This is a genomic window from Alteromonas sp. AMM-1 (assembly GCF_047290655.1).
Taxonomy (GTDB): Bacteria; Pseudomonadota; Gammaproteobacteria; order Enterobacterales; family Alteromonadaceae; genus Alteromonas; species Alteromonas mangrovi.
Genome location: NZ_JBLBUE010000050.1, coordinates 1 through 22,556, shown reverse-complemented (window position 1 = coordinate 22,556; position 22,556 = coordinate 1). Strand labels below are relative to the sequence as shown.

The 22,556-nt window shown below is 48.1% G+C and carries 14 protein-coding genes; 5 read left to right on the top strand and 9 right to left on the bottom strand.

Annotated features, from left to right (window positions below; all coding sequences use genetic code 11):
• A partial coding sequence (locus tag ACLR2L_RS10265) for a putative bifunctional diguanylate cyclase/phosphodiesterase (protein ID WP_413367961.1) occupies nt 1-1,799 on the top strand: 1,799 nt, incomplete at its 5' end.
• A 69-nt stretch (nt 1,800-1,868) separates the two neighbouring features.
• Here ACLR2L_RS10265 and ACLR2L_RS10260 read toward each other — a convergent pair.
• Both ACLR2L_RS10260 and ACLR2L_RS10255 read right to left on the bottom strand, forming a co-directional pair.
• Nucleotides 1,869-2,375, bottom strand: a complete 507-nt coding sequence (locus tag ACLR2L_RS10260) for an RNA methyltransferase (RefSeq protein WP_413367959.1) — start codon at nt 2,373-2,375, stop codon at nt 1,869-1,871.
• 82 nt (nt 2,376-2,457) lie between these two features.
• On the bottom strand, nt 2,458-3,225 hold the full coding sequence (locus tag ACLR2L_RS10255) for a hypothetical protein (RefSeq protein ID WP_413367957.1): 768 nt from the start codon (nt 3,223-3,225) through the stop codon (nt 2,458-2,460).
• A 201-nt stretch (nt 3,226-3,426) separates the two neighbouring features.
• Between ACLR2L_RS10255 and ACLR2L_RS10250 the strand changes: the two genes are divergently transcribed.
• The 4 genes from ACLR2L_RS10250 to ACLR2L_RS10235 all read left to right on the top strand — a co-directional run bounded on the left by ACLR2L_RS10250 (nt 3,427) and on the right by ACLR2L_RS10235 (nt 8,440).
• Nucleotides 3,427-4,176, top strand: coding sequence for a flagellar basal body L-ring protein FlgH (locus ACLR2L_RS10250; RefSeq protein ID WP_413367955.1), 750 nt, complete (start codon nt 3,427-3,429; stop codon nt 4,174-4,176).
• Nucleotides 4,176-5,342: a flagellar assembly protein T N-terminal domain-containing protein gene (locus tag ACLR2L_RS10245; protein WP_413367953.1), complete on the top strand. Its 1,167-nt coding sequence runs from the start codon at nt 4,176-4,178 to the stop codon at nt 5,340-5,342. The genes ACLR2L_RS10250 and ACLR2L_RS10245 overlap by 1 nt, the downstream gene beginning before the upstream one ends.
• Nucleotides 5,343-5,540: 198 nt before the next feature.
• Nucleotides 5,541-7,742 carry a VTT domain-containing protein gene (locus tag ACLR2L_RS10240; RefSeq protein WP_413367965.1) on the top strand — a complete coding sequence of 734 codons (2,202 nt, stop codon included), beginning with the start codon at nt 5,541-5,543 and terminating at the stop codon, nt 7,740-7,742.
• The gene (locus tag ACLR2L_RS10235) at nt 7,730-8,440 is read left to right on the top strand and encodes an endonuclease/exonuclease/phosphatase family protein (RefSeq protein ID WP_413367951.1); all 711 of its coding nucleotides are present in this window, start codon (nt 7,730-7,732) and stop codon (nt 8,438-8,440) included. The genes ACLR2L_RS10240 and ACLR2L_RS10235 overlap by 13 nt, the downstream gene beginning before the upstream one ends.
• A 16-nt stretch (nt 8,441-8,456) precedes the next feature.
• On the opposite strand, the gene ACLR2L_RS10230 is transcribed toward ACLR2L_RS10235, so the two are convergent.
• The 7 genes from ACLR2L_RS10230 to ACLR2L_RS10200 all read right to left on the bottom strand — a co-directional run.
• Nucleotides 8,457-8,876 carry a DUF4019 domain-containing protein gene (locus ACLR2L_RS10230; RefSeq protein ID WP_413367949.1) on the bottom strand — a complete coding sequence of 140 codons (420 nt, stop codon included), beginning with the start codon at nt 8,874-8,876 and terminating at the stop codon, nt 8,457-8,459.
• A 66-nt stretch (nt 8,877-8,942) separates the two neighbouring features.
• Nucleotides 8,943-13,274 (bottom strand): alpha-1,6-glucosidase domain-containing protein, encoded by a 4,332-nt coding sequence (locus ACLR2L_RS10225; RefSeq protein ID WP_413367963.1) that lies wholly within the window; start codon nt 13,272-13,274, stop codon nt 8,943-8,945.
• 44 nt (nt 13,275-13,318) lie between these two features.
• The gene (locus ACLR2L_RS10220) at nt 13,319-16,375 is read right to left on the bottom strand and encodes a TonB-dependent receptor (RefSeq protein ID WP_413367947.1); all 3,057 of its coding nucleotides are present in this window, start codon (nt 16,373-16,375) and stop codon (nt 13,319-13,321) included.
• Between the two features lie 271 nt (nt 16,376-16,646).
• Nucleotides 16,647-17,519: a succinate--CoA ligase subunit alpha gene (gene sucD, locus ACLR2L_RS10215; RefSeq protein WP_140956914.1), complete on the bottom strand. Its 873-nt coding sequence runs from the start codon at nt 17,517-17,519 to the stop codon at nt 16,647-16,649.
• Nucleotides 17,519-18,685 carry an ADP-forming succinate--CoA ligase subunit beta gene (sucC, locus tag ACLR2L_RS10210; protein WP_140956913.1) on the bottom strand — a complete coding sequence of 389 codons (1,167 nt, stop codon included), beginning with the start codon at nt 18,683-18,685 and terminating at the stop codon, nt 17,519-17,521. Before sucC ends, sucD begins: the two co-directional genes overlap by 1 nt.
• A gap of 144 nt (nt 18,686-18,829) precedes the next feature.
• Nucleotides 18,830-20,311, bottom strand: coding sequence for a 2-oxoglutarate dehydrogenase complex dihydrolipoyllysine-residue succinyltransferase (gene odhB / locus ACLR2L_RS10205; protein WP_140956912.1), 1,482 nt, complete (start codon nt 20,309-20,311; stop codon nt 18,830-18,832).
• A 9-nt stretch (nt 20,312-20,320) separates the two neighbouring features.
• Nucleotides 20,321-22,556: 2-oxoglutarate dehydrogenase E1 component (locus ACLR2L_RS10200; protein WP_413367944.1), on the bottom strand; the 2,236-nt coding region annotated here is incomplete at its 5' end.

Here is a 22,556-nt window from a genome sequence, read left to right as displayed (position 1 = left end):
CCTTTACAGAAGTGGGTCAAATTGCTCGCAAGTACAATCGTGTGCTGGAAAAAGTACATGAAGAAATGAGCCAGCGCGACCTGGCACTGAATGATTTTAAAAGCAGTGAAAAACGCAAAAGTGCGATCCTCAACTCCTCCATGGACAGCATTGTCACTATTAATTTGGATGGACAAATCATTGAGTTCAATCCTGCTTCAGAGCGCACCTTTGGATGTCTGCGAAGCAAAGTATCAGGTAAAAACTTTGTAGACCTGTTCGTATTACCCAAAGATAAGCTCGCAGTTCAGCGGAGTTTGGAAGGCAAGTTTTTAACCTCTGACGGATTGTTGATCAACCGAAGAAATACGATCTTGCTGAAACGTTCAACAGGCGATGAATTTCCCTCTGAAATTACCATTACTGGCACAACGTTTGGCAGCAGTATATCTAACGAGTTTACCTTGCATATTCGCGATGTGACCCGACAACGACGACTTCAGGAAAAATTAAAACAACTAGCCTACAGCGACCCACTTACCGGTTTATACAACCGGACTTACTTCATGGAGTCCCTCACTAAGGCACTAAAGAACATCAATCAAACAAAACACTGTATTGCCTTGTTTTTCCTCGATCTGGATCGCTTTAAAAAGATCAATGATACCCTGGGGCATCAGGCCGGCGACGAACTGCTTATGGAAGTAGCTAACCGTTTAATGAATGTAACTCGCTCGGAAGATACCATATGTCGTTGGGGTGGCGACGAATTTGTCATCATGATGAACAGTCGTCATGACGAAAGCTCAGTGTTAACCAGCTCAACCAAAATTCTACAGGTCATGCGACAACCTGTTGTGCTAAGTGGCAGGGAATTAACTATTCCCACCAGCATTGGCGTCACGCTGACCCACAGCGATTCAGTGAGTCCAACCACACTGATACAACAGGCTGATATTGCCATGTACTACGCCAAAAAAGCGGGTCGGGACAATTACAAACTATTTGAGCCCTACATGGCCGAGCAGGAATCCGAGCTATTTGACTCTGAACAAACCCTGAGTCAGGCCATTGCTGAGAAAAAAGCGTTTTCCATGTTGTATCAACCGCGGGTTAATGCAGAAAAAGACATTGCCGGTTTTGAAGCACTGGTGCGTTTTACCAATCCTGCCGGACACTTTGTTCCACCCGCGCAATTTATTCCACTGGCAGAAGAATCGAATTTGATAGTGCCACTTGAGGAATTGATTTTTGAACTGGTGTTCGCGCAAATCGCACAGTGGAAAAATGCGTTTGTGCGCGTTCCCAGAGTATCTATAAACCTGTCAGGAAAACACTTGTTATCTGACGGCTTATTACCCTTCCTGAAACGTCTTATGAAGCAGTACAGCATACAGGGTGACTGGTTTGAAATTGAAGTGACCGAAGGCGTATTTCTGGCAGATATCGAAACTTGTATCGATGTACTACAAGCCCTTCAGGATCTGAATATAGCCATTTCCATTGATGATTTTGGCACTGGCTACTCTTCATTAAATTATTTGAAAACGCTGCCGGTGGATATCCTTAAAATCGACCGTTCATTTGTAAATGAATGTGCTGTAAAAGAAGAAGATGCCAAAATTTGCTCCACCATAATCACACTGGCAGGATCGCTGGGTTTATCTACCGTAGCAGAAGGTGTGGAAACAGCTGAGCAATTTGCCTTTTTGCACAGTCACGGCTGCAGCGAATTCCAGGGTTATCATTTTTACCGGCCGCTGTCAGCCGATGCGGTAAAACAGCATTTGATTGACATGAATGAGACCGCTTTTAGTTAACGAAGGTCAAGTTAGCGAGCGGCAATCTTTTGTTGCAATCTCTTGTGTCAGTCGCCTGTTGTGCGCTCGTTAATCGTCTTTCAATGTAAGACGGTTGTTGGTATCACGGCTATTTCGAATGCCTTCCAGCGACGTGTCATACTGGCTTTTGGCTAACCGGTCGTAAAGCACAATGTTAGCCGTTACCGCCAGATTCAGACTGCTTGTCGTGGGGATATACACTACTTCATCGCACAGAGCCAAATGGGCTTCGGACAAACTGCCATCTTCCGGACCAAAAATATAAAAGGCATTGTCGGGATGCACAAATGCCGGCAATGGCGTTGCGCCTTCCACTAACTCTACGCCTACCACGGTTGCCCCTCTGGGTTTTGCATCCTGAAGCGTTGCGACTGCGACGGTGGGAATGATTTTGTGAAACGCCTTGGTATCGGCACTGAATTGCCTGGCATAGGAAAAGCGCTCACCGGTATAAAACACACTGCTCACACCAAAGCAGCCAGCTGCGCGCAAAATGGTTGCCACATTTACAGCAGATTTGGGGTTTTGTAAGCCAATTGAAATTGCCGACAGCATAACGGTTCCACAAAGTATACACGCCGGTGATTGTACCGGATGATTGTAGAATGACAACGGGTTATGCGTTAGTATCAACAGGCTAATTCAGGTTACGCGTAACAAACGAATGTGCATTCTCGCTTACAGAATCAGTAATAGATTCAGCTAATTGGGCAGTGTCGGCATCAGCATCTGAAAACCAGCTACCCATCACGTAGTTTTTCATGTGTTGGGTCATTGAGGCGCCTGTTGATGAGGACACAAAATAATCTACGCCCTCATAGGCTAAACCAATTGGGCCAGCGTATAAAAATCCGCCTGCCAGGCTAGCGGCAAAATCAACGTGATTATCGGTAACGGATTCGTACACATCACTTACAATTGGAATGTGATTCAGCACGTTCACAGTGTCAAATAAGTCATCCAAGGTAGCGCCATCATTACCCATCATAAATTGATAGGCCTGATTGAGAATACCACCGACAGAGTCACTCAACATACCTGATACTTCAGCAGCGCTATCGCTACTGGTTGTTGCAGATGAGGCGATTGATTCAGCGATGTTATTTTGCGCAGAAGCAAATAAATCACTTTGTAATGCGGATAAAAACGATGCCTGTAACTGAGATAATCCTTCCGCACTGCTCAGATTATCGAACGAGAATGTAGCATTAATACCTTCACTTAAGGTGCCGGAAAGTTCGCTGGTAAAACCGGCCGACAGCGCGTCAGCAAACATGGCCTGAAAATTTTGCAGGACTTCTGGAACCTGCAGTGATTGCGCAACATCAACAGTCTCATTCGCAACACTGGATGTATCGGCAACAGATACCCCTGAAGAGAAGGTATTCAACCAGTCTGTCCACATAGTTTTCTCCGCGTAATTTTCCACATTTACTAAGCTAACAGGTCTGATTGGTAAAGATAACTTATTGAATGTAAAGGTTTAGCAAAGAGCCAGTTAAGGCCAGCTAAATAAGGCTTAATAACCCTGTAAATAACTAAGTTTGATATCAATGCAATTAGTGGGGGCTGATGCAATGATTATCCAGTTGGCAGGAATGACATCATGTTTTCTACTCGCTATTCGGGTATTGCGTTAATCTATTTATTGCTGTCGGCGTGCAGCCAAACCCCCAATGTGGAAGAGCAAATCGTTGCATCTTCTGCAACCAATCCTCTGGTAGAGCAACGCTCAGCAAAAGTGAATGACGAAGAGGCGGTACCAGACGACCCTCGTTTTCGCCCCATCCATATGGCCCCTGTTCAGGCCGTTTCTGCCCCAACCGGCTCGTTGTTTAACGCTGATAATGCGGTGGAACTTTACAAGTTGCACCACAACTTTCGCATTGGCGATATGATACTGGTTGAATTAAATGAACGAACCCAATCGAAAAAGTCCCTGGACTACCGGATGGATAAATCCACCAGCATGGATCTTGGGCCGGTATCGGTAAATGCGGGCCCTATTGTGCTGGCTGAGGGCAAGATTGCCGCGAGCCACGAACAGGAGAGCGAATTCGACAGTTCGGCCAATACCGCACAATCCAATGAACTTGAGGGTGACATTACGGTGTACGTCACTGACATCCTGCCCAACCGGAATCTGGCAATAGCCGGTGAAAAATGGATCACACTGAATAAAGGTCAGGAATACGTGCGCTTTTCAGGTGAAATCCGTATTGCCGATATCTCAGCCAGCAATACCGTAGATTCCAGTAAAGTTGGCAATGCGCGAATTGAGTACTCGGGTAAAGGTGAACTGCAGGATAACCAGCAGTCTACGTTAATTGGCACCCTATTTTCGATTTTTAATTAATGATGCATCGCGTTTGTATATTACTGCTCAGCCTGTTCTGCTGTTACGCTTCAGGTCAATGGGTTGAAGGTCAGGCATCGGTAGCGGTTGAGGGAGCAGAACTCGACGAAATCCGTGTAATGGCAATTAAAAATGCCATTGCGGATGCAGCCTATAAAAATGGCAGCTTTATCACTGCCGAGGATATCGTACTGGATGGCCTTCTGGTTAGCAGCAAAGCACAAATTCGCACCCAGGGCCGTATCCAGCGGGTAGAAATTATAGATGAAACACTCACCGACGAGATACTAACCGTTACGGTAAAGGTTGATATCCTGCCACTATTTGAATGCGCCAGCGATCCCTATATGCGAAGCGTCGTGGTAACTCAGTTTCAGTTACTCAAACCCGCTCAGGCCAGACAGGGTAATATCTTTGAATTTGGTCGTCAGGTAACCAGTCGCATGGCGCAGCAGTTAGGTGATCACCAACCCGCTGCTGATACCTTGCTTATAAATCAGGCTTTTATGCCAGCATCGGCGTTTCACAATATCGAGCACGACCAAATTGCTGCCAAGGCCAGCGTAATGGTAAAAGAGTATCACCGCCAATACGTGCTATTTGGCTTTATTCGCGATATTAGCCTGTTCGAGCAGGTTAAAGAAGGGCTGCTTGACGACGACATCAGTTTGCGGCGTAACTTTACCCTGGAGGTATATTTGCTGGACGCCTTGCAACAAGATATTGTGATGCAGAACAGTTATCACGGCGAAGGTGACTGGACATTTGATTACAACGAAACGGTGGATCTCAATAACAGTTTGTTCTGGCGCAGTGATTTTGGCCGCGTCGTACTTAACACTATAAACAGCGCTGTGTTAGATGTATCAAACACAATGACCTGCCTGCCTACAATGCTGCCCGTAGTGTCAGTATCCCCAACACAGTTATCGGTTGCACTGGGTACCAAACACGGTGTACGACAAGGTGATCTTTTTGAGTTGTACCGCTCTGCTCTGCCATTGATGGAAGCCCAGCTTCACTACCCCCAATGGTACAAACAACCTGCACTCATACTGGAAGTGGAGCATGTGAGTAACCGCAGTGCCAGACTTCGCAGTGTCGATCCCAACGCCCCACTACTAGCCGCCCCCTATGATTTAATTAGCCCGGCGCCACTGTTATAAACGGTAGAAGGTATTTCCTACACAGGGATGCGAAATATTTTCGCATCCCTGTGGTCAGCTGACACGCATACAGCAAAAAACAAAATCATATCCGTTTTAATTCAGTACGTTACACACACTAGCCAATCCGTTTAAATCGGAACAATTTCTGCAAACTCCCTTTAGAGATATCAGTTTTCAGTCCAACAGGGAGGGCTAATCATGACGACTAACAATGTATTTAAAACCGGGCACAACTGCTGGCATACTGCCACTGCCGCGCATGCTACGCCGCTAATAGATTGCGCCAACTATTACAGCGCACTGCATTCAAGTATCTGTAAAGCGCAAAAGCAAATCATTATTGTTGGCTGGGACATCGATAGCCGAATAAAACTGTTACATGGCGACGCTGAGGAAAAATCCGAGGCGCCTTCTGCTATTGGTGAATTAATCAAATGGAAAGCAGAACAGAACCCGGATTTGCAGGTTTATATTCTGCGCTGGGATTCCTCCTTTGCCTTTTTCGACCAACGTGAAATGTGGGCTCTTGAGGTGTGGGAAGACAAAACACCCGACAACGTACATGTGTTACTGGACGACTCTATCCCCATGGGTGGGTCTCAGCATCAGAAACTGGTCATTATCGACAATGAACTGGCCTATTCCGGCGGTATGGATGTGGCGCTTCACCGCTGGGACACCCGTGAGCATTTAATTGACGAGCCCGGGCGAATCGGCCCGGATGGTGAATATGGACCTTTTCACGATGTTCAGATGGTATCCTGCGGTGCCATTGTGGCACACCTTGCAGCGTTGGCGCGCTGGCGCTGGAACCGCTTATCTGACTCACCAATAGATACACCCGATAACCAGCCTGGCAACGGCGACTGTCGTCCACCCACCTGGCCTGAAGGCGTTACCTCCTGTTTTGAACAGGTACCGTTGGCTATAGCGCGCACACTGCCGGATATGGACGATATTGAAGGCGTTCAGGAAGTCAGAAATATGCTGCTGGATCTGATTGATCAGGCAGAAGAATTTATCTACATTGAGAATCAGTTTACTACCCGCGAGGAAATTGCGCATGCGCTCAATAAGCAGCTTAAAGCAAAACCTGCATTAGAAGTGCTGATTGTTAGCTCCTACGATCCCAATGGCCTGTTTGAAACCGAAGCATTTTGGGCCAGTCGTTTGGCATTTAAAGACATCGTTGAACAAGGTGTTGATACCCATCGCGTAAAAATGACCTACTCCTCCATTCGCGATCAGCAAGGCCGTATGGCCTACAAACGCATCCATTCCAAAGTGATGACTATCGACGATCGCTATCTGGTGATCGGCTCGTCAAACCTCAGTAACCGTTCCATGACACTGGATACCGAAGTGGATGTTGTGATGTATGGTGACACCCCCAGCAACCGCAAATGTATAGTGTTTACCCGAAATGACCTGATCGCTGAGCACACCGGCCGCTCAGTCGAGGTAACGAAATCCATTATGCAAGGTGGTCACATTGTAGATGCGCTGATGGCCAATCAATTTGCCCATGGTTATGTACTCACTGAAATCAACGATACCGAATTTACGCATCCTTCCCGCTCAAACATCTACCGAACCCTGTCGGATCCCGATGCGCCTTTGATTCCGCCGATGAAAGGCCTCAGTGGCAGATTAACTGCTATCACTAATCCGCGCAGACGCACCATCATGATCAGTATTGGCCTGGTGGTATTCGCCTGCATAGCCGGATTATTGATATGGTTAAGCAATACCGTTCCCTGGTTAGATAGCGAGCGGATCGGCGCGTTTCTGGAACAAAGCAGGGGGACATATTTTGCACTGCCAACGGTCCTACTGGTGTATCTGGTGGGGGGATTATTGTTCTTCCCTGTCACCGTGCTTTCGCTGGCGGTTGCTGCGATTTTCGGGCCGGTGTGGGGGCCTATTTACGGAATAATTGGCGCCTTATTAAGTGCCGGTACAACATTCCTGCTAGGCAAAGGACTGGGCAATGCTGGCTTGCGCAAGCTGGGTGGCCCCAAGGTGGAAGCCGTAGACGAAAAACTGGCAAATAGCGGTATTGTGGGTGTCGCCAGTGTTCGGATGTTACCTATAGCCCCCTTCAGCCTGGTGAATCTGGTGGCAGGTATTTCGTCCATCGGCTTTGTACAATTTCTGATTGGGACGTTTCTCGGCATGTTCCCGCAAATGATTGCAAAAGGCCTGGTAGGCGATTCCATCATGCAGATTTTTAAGCAACCCTCAGTAGAAACTATAGCCTATCTGGTGATTGGTTTGTTGGTATGGATTGCAATGATAGTGGGCACGCAAAAACTCGCCAAACGGTATCAACAGAAAAAGCAGTCCAACACAGCCGCTTCGAATGAGAAGGAGGCGTCTGAACAATGTATCGCTTGATCTCCTATAATCTGCACAGTGGTGTTGGCCGTGATAGTGTTCAGGATTACGCGCGAATTGGCCGGATGCTGGCAACAAAACATGCTGACTTTGTTTTGCTACAGGAAATGGATACCCGTTCGGCAACGCGCAACACAGCAGCAGATATTAATGCGCTCTGCGAGCCCGGTGGCTATACTTTTGTACCCGCCGCTACGCAAATTCGCCCTCATGGTTGGTTTGGCAATGCCATTCTTACCCGACACCCGGTTATAAAACAAAACGTAGTACCGTTGAATGTTGCTCACAGGGAGCCCAGAAATGTGCAAAAAGTATGGGTACAAACCCCAGAACATACCCTGTTGTTACACAATACCCATTTAGGATTGTCACGAACTGAACGGCGCAAACAGATCTCGCGTATCGGCAATGAACTTGAAAGTGAAGTCCTTAATGCTGATGTTCCCGCGTTGCTGGCTGGCGACTTAAATGAATGGTGGTACTTTTCATCACTTTTCAGGCCGCTGAAACGGTATCTGAAAAGTGTAAAGACCGGATTAAGCTTTCCTAGTCATTTACCAGTTTTCAGGCTGGATCGGGTGTGGCTCTCTGAACATTGTAAAGTAGTGAAGTCAGGAGTGATCAATGAACGACAAACCCGACATTATTCAGATCACTTGCCACTGTTTGCCGATTTTGAAATAACAACCGATGTGTGAAAAGTTGATGCTCTGATTACTGAATTAAATAAGCCACGGTTTTCAGTTCGTTGTTTTCCCGCGTCATGATAAGCAGTTCATTGAGGGTTTTGTGGGTAAACTCACTCTTGAATTGAAACACCATATAATTGCCTTTTGGCAATCCGGCTACGGTATCGCGCACACCATAACCGCTTAATTCACGGGACACCAAATCGCCTAATGATGCCTTGGCACCAACCAGCACATCATTCCACTGAGAGGCATCAATGTTTTGTTTGAAGTGATCACTGGCGTATTGCCATGACTGGAAATACCGGCCACGATCGATGAGTTCCAACCAGGCATAAGCAGGCTCGATATCCATTTGTTGGGGCTTGGCCTGTGCATACACCTGCGTACTAAAAGCGCCACATACACAACACACAATCAACAGTAGTTTAGCCAGTGCTCGCATTGTATTCCTCATATAAAAAAAGCGCGCTGGAAACCAAGCGCGCTTTTACGTTACAACAAGTCAGGGTTATTTAGCAATAACTGTCAGGATGGGTTGGGTTGCATCCGGACCCGTTACCCTGAACTCGTATGTACCAGCATCCAGTTCAATCATCAGATTGTTGTTACTGTTGCCAAGTACCTTACCTGCACCCACCGTTACCGTATTAGTAGCGGCATCATCAGGATTGCCCAGGTTTACTGTTGCCCAGTCTTCTGAGGCAACTTTAAACTCAGTCGCACCACCGCTTACGGTAATATCAACTGAATACACACCAGCGCCCTGGTAAGCCAGTTCATCGGCGGTACCCCAGCCATTCATACCACCGCGTAAAAACACAGGGGTATTACCAAAGAACTGTTCGTTAAACACTTTCAGCACTGGCTCAGCTTTATCGCTGACATCCACAATAAAGACATAGTCACCGTCGGTATCGATATTGATAACCAGGTTGTCATTAGTGGCAGCCAGATAGGTCTCCTGCCCCAGTACAACCGTTTTGTCTTCATCAGCACCAGACACAGCGCCCAGGTTTACTGTTGCCCAGTCTTCAGATGCCACTTTAAACTCATAGCTACCGGCAGTCAGTGACATAGATACCTGATACTGACGCGCACCTTTGTACTCCAGTGGCGTTTCTGTGCCCCAGCCGTTAAAGCCGCCACGCAGATACACGGTGGTGCCTGCATAAGGCTCTTCGTTTTCAACGGTAAGTACCGGCGCCTGTGCGTCACTGGCATCCACGGTGAACAGGTAAGTTGCATCCACCGAAGGCGTAAAGAACAGGTTGTTGTTAGACACACCCAACACCACTTCTACACCCGCCGTTACTGTGGCATCTGCTGCATTAGCGGCACCAAAATTCACGGTAGCCCAGTCTTCAGAAGCAAACTTGAACTCATACTGCGTACCTGCGGTTAATGCAGACGTTGCGGTATAAATGCCGTTGCCCTGATAGGCGAACTCAACAGATGTGCCCCAGCCAGACATGCTGCCGCGCAAGTAAACCGATGTATCACCATAAGGTACAACATCTGGCGCGCCCGCTGTTGCATAGCTGGCTAAACCATAACCCTGTGCACCATTTTGCGGTTTCACAAATACGGCAATAGTAAGCGCCGGTACCGTAAAGCTGCCGTTGCCCGACTCGTTCTCAGTAAAGTACGCGCCGCGTACCGAACTGTCGTAAGAGTTCTGCTGTACTGTGTGAAGCATAAAGCCAGTAGCCGTATTCACCTCAATGGATTTTTCATTGTAACCGGTGTTTACCACAACCATAACGGCGTCATAATTCGCGTCTAAATCCATCAGTGGCGAAGCCGCATCTGCGTTGTAGCCGTCGTCGATGCTCATGGCAATCAGGCCAACCTGCTGACGGGTACCCAGATTGTGGAAGCCTACGCGATCCACGATGTCCTGAGCGGTTGTTAAACGGAACAATGGACTGGTTTGACGAATGGTTAAGAACTCTTTAAAGACTTCTGCTGCCAGTTCGATCTCTGTCATGCTTGCCGCACGTTCTGGTGAATAGACAAACTGCCCCATTTCACCCCAGCGCGCCTCGTTTTTCTCAGCCAAGGGTAAACCAACGTTCCAGTTGTTGGTTTGCATGGTGAAATCAACATAGTTGAACCAGTCACCTGAATCGTAGCTATCGCGATCCATGGACTTCGAGCGCAGCATATCGCCACCCATTTGCAGGAACGGAATACCCTGCGACAACAGCGTGATACCCATACTGGTATTTTGTGCGCGTACCCGCTGTTCAAGGGTAAGGCTTTCCGGCAGCACATAGTTCAGTTGATCCCACAAGCTTTCATTATCGTGCTTAGACACATAGTTGATAATGTCAGCAGGATCTTTAGCGTATCCACCTAACGCAGATGCAGTAGTAGCGCGACCACCAGAGGTATTGAGCACAAAGTCAGCCAGTGTACCGGCCATGCCCATTTTTACCCGGTCCTGCTCGTACAACGCAGAATCGCTGTCTGGATTAAAGATATGACCATAACGGATCGCATCACGCAGACGGTCGTTATATGTACCAATTTCGGTACCAGCCATATTCAGCTGATTAGCCTGCTCATAGCCACGGTCAATCTTAGTCCAGCCTTCACCATAGAAGTAGTTGTCTGGATCGATGGCCTGAATCGCATCGCGCAGACGCACCATAGTGTCTTTGGTTGCCTGACTCATGATATCAAAGCGGAACGCGTCGAATTTATATTCGCTCGCCCACATTGACAGTGAATCCAGCATCAGCTTTTCCATCATGACGTTGCGTGGTTCTGTGTCTTCACAACAGGTTTCACGCACAATCGCGCCAGAATCCACTTCATAGCGGTGATAATAACCAGGGACCACTTTATCGAGTACTGACTTGGTAAACACGCCAGACGCGTTGGTGTGGTTATACACTACATCCAGTGCCACACGCAGGCCAATTTCATGCAGGGATTGAATCATCGCACGCATTTCAATAATGCGTTCTACACCCTCTGCACTTGACGCATAGCTGCCTTCCGGTGCATTGAAGTGATGTGGATCATAACCCCAGTTAAAGCTATCAAGGCTGCGAAGCTCCTGAGTCAGCGCCTGGGCACTGCCTGCTTCTGAGAGCGGATCATAGCTGTTGTACACCTCTAACAATGTGCTGCTTGGATCAGCTTCGCTACACACCTGCGCATTCGGGCGTTTCACACATAAACGTGCCACAGTGTCATAAATATCCACTGTGTTAGCCGGATCTTCATCAATAGTGGCAATGTCATTACTGGGCAGAATGTGGAAATGGGTTAAGCCCGCTTCTGCCAGTTCCTGCAAATGTGAAACCGGATCGCTGCCCTGCTCAGTAAAGGCAAGGTATTTACCGCGGTTGGCTTCGCTGGTGGACATATCGCGAATACTGAAGTCGCGAACATGACCTTCGTAAATCACCGCATCTTCCGGGTTTTCAATTTCAGGAACAACTTGCGTATCCCAGCCATCAGGCTTCAGTGATGCGTCAGCCAGATTCACAAAGCGTGAAAAACGACCATTGGTAGACAATGAAACCGAATACGGATCAGTCACTTCCAGCGTAGTAATTTCATCTAACGACGGATAATACACTGTCACTTCATAACGATACAGTTTGCGATCCAGGCTCATGCCGCCTTCATACGACCACACACCCGAATCGGTATCCAATGTCATGGCATAACGATTAGCCAGTGATTTATTGTCGTTATACACCAATAAATTAACCGCGGTAGCCGTAGGCGCCCAAACAGAGGCAGTGATACCATCATCGGTGTAAACACCACCCAGCATGGCCTCGTTGGCATCGGCTTCACCTTTAGTGTACAACTGGTCCAGTACGTTCGCATGCTGTAAACGCGTTGCGGCTAACAAGGTACCGTCGCTTGCATAACCACCAACAACGACCTGAGTTTTCAGCACAGCTTTGGCCTCATCCGCACTCCAGTTACCTTCAAAGGCAGGGAGTGAAGACAGATGGGGGGCGATAGCTGCTTGTTCATCGGTAAGTGAGGTTGCTGCAAGCTCGATGGCAGTGCCATTCAGGCCATTTTCTACCGAGGTTTCCAGATCCGCTGCCGCTGAATAATGCAGCTTAACGGTGTCTACGCCATCGGGGGCGTCCCACAGGATGACCTGAGTATCGAGCCAGTGAGCGGATGCGCCTTCAATTTTAACCGGTTGCGGCCCCAGCGAGAGAAGCGGGAACTCAAACACAGTTGCCACACCGGATAAGGTAAAGTTCATACGCGTGAATTTCGCATCATCCTGATCCAGCTTACCTTTAAAGTCTGAGCCACCCATTTCCTTGCCAGCATCGTCGGTACCTTTATGAATAATAAAGTTATGACAAGCGCCTGGCGTACCTGCAACACCGGGTTTCAGTTCCAATACCCAGTAAGCACCGTAGTTTGGATCGATGCCCGAAATAGCGCGGCCGTTGGCCCAGTCGGTATCGCCATCAACATAGGCATCACAGGCATCATTGTTCCAGGTATGCAGTTTCCAACCGTCATAAGCACTGTCGCCCGGACTATTGGACGCCCCTACTCCGGCGCGGTTGTAGTACAACACCGCCTGATTTGCACCAGGGAAGAACACCGGATCGTCCAGTGTTGGATCGGCGCCGACCACACAGGCGTCGTTCGCTTCATTGGGTACCGTAGGTGGATCACAGTCGATAGGCGGCTTGGCCACACACATCATACCGGTAGAATCCGGCACTAACGGCGCATCACACACCAGCAGATCGTTGGAACCGGATTCTGTTCCGGAACCACCGCATCCAGCCAGCGTAAGTGTAATAACAACTAATAAGGCAGAGAGTAATTTATACAGCATACTGCCTGATGCTGTGGGTTGGTTCGCAATTTGCGTTACAGTAATCATAGCGAGTAAGTCATCCCCAGGAAGTATTGGGTTCCGAAGAACTGAATGGTTCCTGTTTGTTCAGGCGAGGTGAAATAGCTTTTGGTTGGCTCATCAGTGACGTTATTAATCTGGAACAACACGCTCATGTTGTCGTTGATTTCGTAAGAGGCCTGATAGTCCACTACTAATTCAGAATCGAAGTTAACCGTTTGGTCATTCACTGCCACTTGTTGCGACACAAACGCATCACGGTAGCGCCCGGACAAACGGGTTTCAAACCCTTCGTATTCCCAGAACAAGGTTACCGTTGCCACATTTTCAGACAATCCAGGTAAGGCACTGGCATAAACACCATTTCCTACCGTACGCTGGATCTCACTCTCGGTGTAAGAATAACTGGCATTCATACCCAAGCCTGACAACATGCCCGGCAAATCGCTGTAAATTTGCGTATAAGCCAGCTCGATACCGCGAATGTAGCCGCCACGCGCGTTGTTAACCGCGGTTTCGTACTTACCGTTAGTGGTAGGCACCACAACGGTTACTGGATCACCATTGGCATCCACTACAGCTTCCGGAGCTTGTCCCGGATAATCTGCTTCGTAAAACACCGGTACGGTGACCGAATCAGGTACCACAAAGCCATTGGCTTCGAAGTCATAAGGCTCCAGTGCAATGTTTTCGATGAAGGATTCAATGTTTTTATAGAAACCCGCGATCACGATAGCGCCATCAGAGTCATCAAAATAATGCTCATAGGAAATGTCGTACTGGGTTGCGTAAAACGGATCAAGGTACGGGCTGTTGTTTGACGAACCTGAAATACGCGCCTGTTGATTAGACAGGGTAATTTCACCTGAATCGCGATCCTGTGTTGCGCTGATCACCTCAACATTGGTTGACGCATTCGCTGCAAAACGGTTAATAGGCGCACGGCCCATCACTTTTGCGGCAGCAACACGCAATTGCGAATTGTCGGACAGCTTAAAGTTCAGGTTAATTGACGGTAATACGTCGGTGTATTCGTAGGTTAAAACAGCCGGTCGATAGAAGTTATTAATGTAACCCAGCTCATCGGCAATGTTTTGCGCGCCAGCGGTCGGATCACTCACTTCTACCTGCTGGCCTTCCTCGTTTTCTACAAACATAGTGGCGCGCTGCAACGTCGTTGAGCTCTGTTTAGATTTTACATAGCGCACCCCTACGTTACCGGTAATCGGTAAACCCGCGATTTCCGTATCGATATTGGCCATCAAATAAGCCGCGGATACGGTTTCAAAAACATCGCCGCTTTCCAGTACTGACCACGCGGTAGAGCGCGTAGACCCTTCCAATGGATTGATCACACCGGCATCACCTGAACCCCAGGTTTGCGCTGGTTGAGGAACACCCGACGGGAACCATGCATTTAACGCATCGTTCAGATTTATTGAGAAATAACTGGGGAAATACGAGAAATCGCCTTGCCAGTTTACTACTTCAACTAAATCATCGGTTAACCTTAGCGGCGGCTGACTGGCAGAAAATGCCTGATCATTACCGTATTCAAATACCGAACGGTCGTTACTGTATTCGCGATCGGAGTAACGCGCACCAAATTCAATACCTGAAATGTAATCGGTATCCACGAAATACTGGAAGTCTACGCGATATGCATCGAGCTCATCGCTGTTTACATACGGGTAAATACCGTATTTGCTTACCATCACCCTGTCGATGTCGGTAAATGCATCAGCCTGGTTAAATTGCAGATCGGGTAAATCCAGGCCATTGAGCAAATAGCTGATTTGAATATTCTGATCAAATCTCGGGCTGTCTGCTGTGGCATCATCGCCTACCAAAGACCACAATAAACCGTTGCGGAAATTACTGTTGGCTTTAGACAGTGAAATATCAAACTGCGCAGAAAAGTTCTCTGTGATGTCCCAGTCGGCATTAATACCGTAGCTTTCTACTTTATCGAAATCCTGGTTGTCGTCGTTTACCAGCTCTACGCGGGTCTCACTGTTTTCAGAGCGAACAAACGTACCGCCAATCACATTGTTATTAACGACTACCGGATTGTAAATCTCGGTATTTACGCCACCCAGTTTTACCCGGAAGCCTCTGGCAAATGCTTTGGAGTCAAATTCAGAGACAAAGGCATCGGCTTTAAGCTTAAAGTTATCGGTTGGTACCCATTCAATGGCAGCAACATAACCGTTACGGGTTTCTTCCCCGCCCTTGTGTTGCATTTCAAAACCTTCAGAAATCAGTTCGCATTCAACACACTGATTTTCCTTTGGTACATCTGAATTAGGATCGTAATTTTCCTCATCACCCGCAATGCCATCAACGTCAACTTCGGCATTGTATGCAAAACCGATAAACTGCGTGGACACGCTGGGTTGATAAAGTCTGGCATAGCCTAACGAGACACCTAGGGTGTCATCCATAAACTTGCCCTGATAGGAGAAACTGACGCGATGACCATATTCTTCTGCGTCAGCAACTTCACTAGCGCGGTCGTTAAACATACCGCGAACATTGGCATTAAAAGTGTGCTGTTGATCCTGAGCCAGTGCGCTGGCAGTTTGCAATTCCACCGTACCGGCAACACCACCTTCAATTAATGAGGCTTTTGGTGATTTATACACCGCCGCTGAATTGATGAGTTCCGACGGATACTGGTCAAACTCAATAGAACGACTGCCGCTGGTAGAGACCTGCTCCCTGCCATTCAAGGTTGAAAATACAAAGTCTCCCGATAGACCACGAATGTTAATTTCCGCTGCCTGACCTCCGGTACGCACCGCCGAGATACCCGGCAAGCGGGTTAACGCGTCGGCCATACTCACGTCGGGTAATCCCCCGAGGTCGTCGGCAGAGAGTTGTTCTGAAACGGTATCACCAAAACGCTTCTGGTTGAGTGACTGGATAAGACTGCTACTAAAACCGCGAACTTCGATGCGTTCGATGGTTTCTTCCTGCTCCTGCTTATCGTTTTCCTGTGCCAAAAGCGAATTACTAGTGAAAACCAACCCACTGGTTAGTAGTGCCAGCGAAATGGCACTGGGTTTGAAAGTTTTCATGTTTGCCCCATTTTTTAATTATGTATTGAAATGCAGTGAAACACTTCTTCGGTAAATTTACCGAATTTCATACTAAAGCCTGGGTTATTAACTGAAAATGCTATGCATACGTATTCAGTTAACATTTTTTACAGAATTTTTACTAATGGTTTATAGTAGTAACTGAGGAATTGTAAGTTGATTTGTGTGCTTTTAACGGTCTGATCAAAATAAAAAAAGCCCGCAGAGCGGGCTTTTCGAAAAACTTTATTGGATTGCAGTTAACTGCGAATTACCAACCAGTTGCTTCGCGCAGAGCTTTACCGATGTCAGCCAGTGAACGTACGGTTTTAACGCCAGCTGCTTCCAGTGCAGCAAATTTATCATCTGCTGTACCTTTGCCGCCTGCGATAATCGCACCAGCGTGACCCATACGCTTACCTGGAGGTGCAGTTACACCCGCAATGTAAGAAACAACAGGCTTGGTGACGTTTGCTTTGATAAACGCAGCCGCCTCTTCTTCTGCAGTTCCACCGATTTCACCGATCATAACAATCGCTTCAGTTTGTGGATCATTCTGGAACAATTTCAGAATGTCGATGAAGTTAGAGCCTGGGATTGGGTCGCCACCAATACCTACGCAGGTAGACTGACCAAAACCTTCATCAGTAGTTTGCTTAACCGCTTCGTACGTCAGCGTACCAGAGCGAGAAACAATACCTACTTTACCTGGCTTGTGGATGTGACCTGGCATGATACCAATCTTACACTCTCCAGGAGTAATTACGCCCGGACAGTTTGGACCAATCATGCGAACGCCTTTGGCATTCACGTACTCTTTCACGTACAGCATGTCCAGCGTTGGAATACCTTCAGTGATACAAACGATCAGTTCAATACCTGCATCAGCAGCTTCAACGATTGAATCTTTACAGAACGGTGCTGGCACGTAGATTACAGACGCTGTTGCGCCAGTCGCTTCTACAGCTTCACGTACTGTGTTGAATACTGGCAGACCCAGGTGAGTAGTGCCGCCTTTGCCTGGAGTAACACCACCAACCATTTGCGTACCGTAGTCAAGCGCTTGCTGAGAGTGGAAAGTCCCCTGTCCACCAGTAAAACCCTGACAAATAACTTTGGTATCTTTATTAATTAAAACTGACATTATTTGCCCTCCGCTGCTGCAACCACTTTTTGCGCTGCGTCAGTCAGAGACTGAGCCGCAATGATATCCAAACCAGAGTTAGCCAGCACGTCGCGGCCTAATTCTGCGTTGGTACCTTCAAGACGTACAACAACCGGTACATTTACACCAACTTCTTTCACTGCACCAATGATACCTTCGGCAATCATGTCACAACGAACGATACCACCGAAAATGTTAACCAGAACGGCTTTCACATTGGCATCAGACAAAATGATCTTAAACGCTTCAGCAACACGCTCTTTAGTCGCGCCGCCACCAACGTCCAGGAAGTTAGCAGGCTTGCCACCGTGCAGGTTTACGATGTCCATGGTACCCATCGCCAGGCCCGCACCGTTAACCATACAACCTACGTTACCATCAAGTGCTACGTAGTTCAGTTCCCACTGAGCTGCATGAGCTTCACGCGCGTCTTCCTGAGACGGATCTTTCATTTCTTTCAGCTTAGGCTGACGGTACATAGCGTTGCTGTCTACGCCAAGTTTGGCATCCAGACAGTGCAGATTACCGTCAGTTTTGATTACCAGCGGGTTAATCTCGATTAACGCCAGATCCAGGTCTTCAAACATCTTTGCCAGACCCATGAAGATCTGTGTAAATTGTTTGATTTGAACGCCTTCAAGACCCAGTTTAAACGCCATTTCACGAGCCTGGTAAGGCTGTGGACCAACAATTGGGTCGATTTCGGCTTTCAGGATTTTTTCTGGTGTTTCTTCTGCAACGGTTTCAATTTCAACACCGCCTTCAGTAGACGCCATGAATACTACACGACGTGAACCACGGTCTACAACCGCGCCCAGATACAGCTCGTTTGCGATATCAGTGCACGATTCAACCAAAATTTTGCTTACAGGCTGACCATTTTCGTCAGTCTGGAAGGTCACCAAGTTTTTGCCTAACCACTTTTCAGCGAAAGCGCGAATTTCGTCTTTGGTTTTAACCAGCTTTACACCGCCAGCTTTACCGCGTCCACCTGCGTGGACCTGACACTTAACTACCCACTCAGAACCACCGATGCGGTCAGCAGCTTCTACTGCACCTTGTGGTGTATCTGATGCGTATCCTTCAGAAACAGGCAAGCCGTATTCTTTGAACAGCTGCTTACCTTGGTATTCATGCAAATTCATGGTGTTTCTTTCCGATTTTTATTTAAACGAAAGCCAGTAAACAGACTGGCTTGATTTGTCTTTACTGATATCCGTCCCCAAACATCAGCACAGCGAGGATAATACATCAGTATTACCCTCACTTATAGGTTTGCTACGAAAGTCTTACACATCCAGAAGCAGACGTGTTGGATCTTCAAGCATTTCCTTCACGGTGACCAGGAAGCCAACCGATTCCTTACCATCAATGATCCGGTGGTCATAAGACAGTGCCAGATACATCATTGGTAAAATCTCAACTTTGCCATTAACGGCCATTGGGCGATCCTGAATTTTGTGCATACCCAGAATGGCGCTTTGTGGCGGGTTAATAATAGGTGTAGACATCAGTGAACCAAACACACCACCATTAGTAATGGTGAAGTTACCGCCTTGCAGTTCTGCCATAGACAGTTTGCCATCACGGCCTTTCAGTGCCAGTTCCTTAATGCCTTTCTCGATGCCTGCCATACCCAGTGTATCTGAGTCTTTCAGTACTGGCGTAACTAGACCGCGTGGCGTAGAAACCGCAATAGAGATATCGAAGTAGTTGTGGTACACGATATCATCACCATCGATTGACGCATTTACTTCAGGATAACGCTTCAGCGCTTCTGTTACGGCTTTCACGTAAAAAGACATAAAGCCCAAACGAATGCCGTGACGCTTCTCGAAGCTGTCCTGGTACTGCTGACGCAGGTCCATGATCGGCTTCATGTTCACTTCGTTGAACGTAGTCAGCATAGCAGTTGAATTTTTCGCTTCCAACAGACGGTTTGCAATCGTCTTGCGCAAACGCGTCATAGGAACGCGCTTCTCAGAACGCTCACCCGCAGAAACAACAGGCGTTTCGTCTACTGGTGCTTTGGCTGCTACTGGTGTGCTTCCACCTTTCAGGTATTGCTCTACGTCTTCTTTAGTGATGCGGCCATTTTTGCCAGACCCTTTCACTTTAGCAGGATCAACGCCTTTTTCAGCCAACAAACGACGCACTGATGGGCTTAACGCATCGTTTTCTTCATCTGCTTCTTCAGCTACAGCTGCCGCAGGTGCTGCAGCGCCCGCACCTTCCACGAACTTAGCAATAACCGCCTCTGCGGTTACTGTAGCACCCTCGTCTGCCAGAATTTCAGACAGCGAACCATCCGCAGGGGCAACTACTTCCAGTACTACTTTATCGGTTTCGATATCAACCAGGTTCTGGTCGCGTAATACTTTTTCACCTGGCGCAACGTGCCAGGTAGCAATGGTTGCATCGGCAACGGATTCAGGCAGAACAGGCACTTTAATGTCTACTGTTGCGCCGGTTGCTGCAGGCGCTTCTGCTTTTGCTGGCGCCGCTTTTGCTGCAGGTGCAGCTTTGGCAGCGCCGCCCTCTTCCAGCTTGGCAATCACTTGCTCGCCCAGCACCGTGGCGCCTTCTTCATTGATAATCTCACCGATTACACCGTCTGCAGGTGCAACAACTTCCAGCACTACCTTGTCAGTCTCAATGTCTACCAGATTCTGGTCACGTTTTACTGCATCACCGGCTTTTACGTGCCAGGTTGCAATCGTGGCGTCGGCAACTGACTCGGGTAGAACCGGAACTTTAATCTCAATTGTCATCTTTGTTCCTTATTTAATCGTGAGAGCGTCTTCAACCAGTGCTTTTTGTTGCTGGTTGTGAACGGATAAGTAACCTACTGCTGGTGACGCTGAAGCGGCGCGACCGGCATAAGTCAATTTGGCACCATCAGGAATTACCTGCCAGAAATGATGTTGGCTACAGTACCAGGCACCCTGGTTTTGTGGCTCTTCCTGACACCAAACCCAATCTTTAACATGGCTGTATTCAGCTACAATCTTCGCACATTCTTCTTGTGGGAAAGGATACAGCTGTTCCAGACGAATAATCGCAACGTCGGTTTGTTCATTTTTACGGCGTTGATCCAACAGATCGTAGTACACCTTACCAGAACACATCACCACACGTTTCACGCCTGCCGGATCAAGTTCGTCTACTTCACCAATGACGTTGTGGAAAATACCGTCAGACAATTCTTCCAGTGAAGAAACCGCCAACGGATGACGCAGCAACGATTTAGGTGACATAACGATAAGTGGTTTGCGCATTGGGCGGATAACCTGACGACGCAGCATATTAAAGACCTGCGCTGGTGTAGAAGGTACACACACTTGCCAGTTGTGATCTGCACAAAGTTGCAGGAAACGCTCAAGACGCGCAGAACTGTGCTCAGGTCCCTGGCCCTCATAGCCATGAGGAAGCAATACAGTCAGACCACATAAACGGCCCCACTTCGCTTCGCCAGAACATAAGAACTGGTCGAATACAACCTGGGCACCGTTAGCAAAGTCACCAAACTGCGCTTCCCAAATAGTCAGGCAGGTCGGCTCAGCAGTTGCATAGCCGTACTCGAAGGCCATTACCGCTTCTTCAGACAATACAGAGTCGTATATCTCGATTGGACCCTGATCCTCGCTGATGTGTTGCAGAGGCATATAAGCTGCAGCATCTTTTTGGTTGTGCAGCACCGCGTGACGATGGAAGAAGGTTCCACGGCCGGAATCCTGACCCGTCATACGAATGCTGGTACCGGCCTCTACGATTGACGCATAGGCCAGAATTTCAGCCATACCCCAGTCAAGCATACGCTCACCGGCCACCATCGCCTTACGGTCCTGATAAACCTTGTTTACACGTGAATGCAGCTTGTGAGTGGCTGGATAATTAGTCACTTTTTCGCCAAGCTCTTTTAAGTGCTCGACACTGATTGAGGCATCATAAGGGGTATCCCAGTCATGCCCAAGGAATGGACGCCAGTCTACTGAATGCTCAGTCATCGGACGCCATTCTTCAACAACACACGCACCGTGATCAAGTGCAGCACGGTAGTCATCGATCAGTTTTTGCGATTCAACTTCGCCAATCACACCTTCTGCGATCAGTTGATCTGCGTACAATTCACGCGGCACGGGGTGCTTTTTGATCTTCTGATACATCAGCGGCTGGGTTGCATTAGGTTCGTCTGATTCGTTGTGACCATGGCGACGGTAACACACTAAATCAATTACCACATCGCGCTTGAACTTGTTGCGGAAATCCAACGCCAGTTTGGTAACAAACATCACCGCTTCCGGGTCGTCTGAATTAACGTGGAAAATCGGCGCCTGCACCATCTTAGCGATATCGGTACAATACTGCGTTGAACGCGTGTCGTCGGTACGAGAAGTAGTAAAACCAACCTGGTTGTTAATAACAATACGAACCGTTCCACCAACAGCAAAGCCACGGGTTTGTGACATGTTGAAGGTTTCCTGAACCACGCCCTGACCAGCAATTGCCGAGTCTCCGTGGATCGTCACCGGCAGTACTTTACTGCTATCGTTGTCACGACGGTCTAAACGCGCGCGTACCGAACCCATAACTACAGGGTTAACGATTTCAAGGTGCGACGGGTTAAACGCCAATGCCAGGTGCACGTTTCCGCCCGGAGTAGCAAAGTCAGATGAATAACCAGCGTGGTATTTTACGTCACCGGCACCCAGTGATTCATCGTGTTTACCAGAGAATTCATCAAACAGTACCGATGGGTTTTTACCCAGTACGTTTACCAGTACGTTCAAACGACCGCGGTGAGCCATGCCCACTACGACTTCTTTAGTACCTTGAGTACCGGCAGCCGTTATCAGGCCTTTCAGCATTGGAATTAACGCGTCACCACCTTCCAGCGAGAATCGTTTCGCGCCAGGGAATTTTGCACCCAGGTATTTTTCCATACCGTCAGCGGCAACCAGACCTTTAAGGATACTGATTTTTTCTTCGCGGTTAATTTGCGGACGCGCTTCTACT

Bases quoted from the DNA above. Each gene is read 5' to 3' on its own strand.
- ACLR2L_RS10225 (WP_413367963.1), bottom strand. From the start codon at position 13,274: ATGCTGTATAAATTACTCTCTGCCTTATTAGTTGTTATTACACTTACG.
- sucD (WP_140956914.1), bottom strand. From the start codon at position 17,519: ATGTCAGTTTTAATTAATAAAGATACCAAAGTTATTTGTCAGGGTTTT.
- ACLR2L_RS10255 (WP_413367957.1), bottom strand. From the start codon at position 3,225: ATGTGGACAGACTGGTTGAATACCTTCTCTTCAGGGGTATCTGTTGCC.
- sucC (WP_140956913.1), bottom strand. From the start codon at position 18,685: ATGAATTTGCATGAATACCAAGGTAAGCAGCTGTTCAAAGAATACGGC.
- ACLR2L_RS10230 (WP_413367949.1), bottom strand. From the start codon at position 8,876: ATGCGAGCACTGGCTAAACTACTGTTGATTGTGTGTTGTGTATGTGGC.
- odhB (WP_140956912.1), bottom strand. From the start codon at position 20,311: ATGACAATTGAGATTAAAGTTCCGGTTCTACCCGAGTCAGTTGCCGAC.
- ACLR2L_RS10235 (WP_413367951.1), top strand. From the start codon at position 7,730: ATGTATCGCTTGATCTCCTATAATCTGCACAGTGGTGTTGGCCGTGAT.
- ACLR2L_RS10220 (WP_413367947.1), bottom strand. From the start codon at position 16,375: ATGAAAACTTTCAAACCCAGTGCCATTTCGCTGGCACTACTAACCAGT.
- ACLR2L_RS10250 (WP_413367955.1), top strand. From the start codon at position 3,427: ATGTTTTCTACTCGCTATTCGGGTATTGCGTTAATCTATTTATTGCTG.
- ACLR2L_RS10260 (WP_413367959.1), bottom strand. From the start codon at position 2,375: ATGCTGTCGGCAATTTCAATTGGCTTACAAAACCCCAAATCTGCTGTA.
- ACLR2L_RS10245 (WP_413367953.1), top strand. From the start codon at position 4,176: ATGATGCATCGCGTTTGTATATTACTGCTCAGCCTGTTCTGCTGTTAC.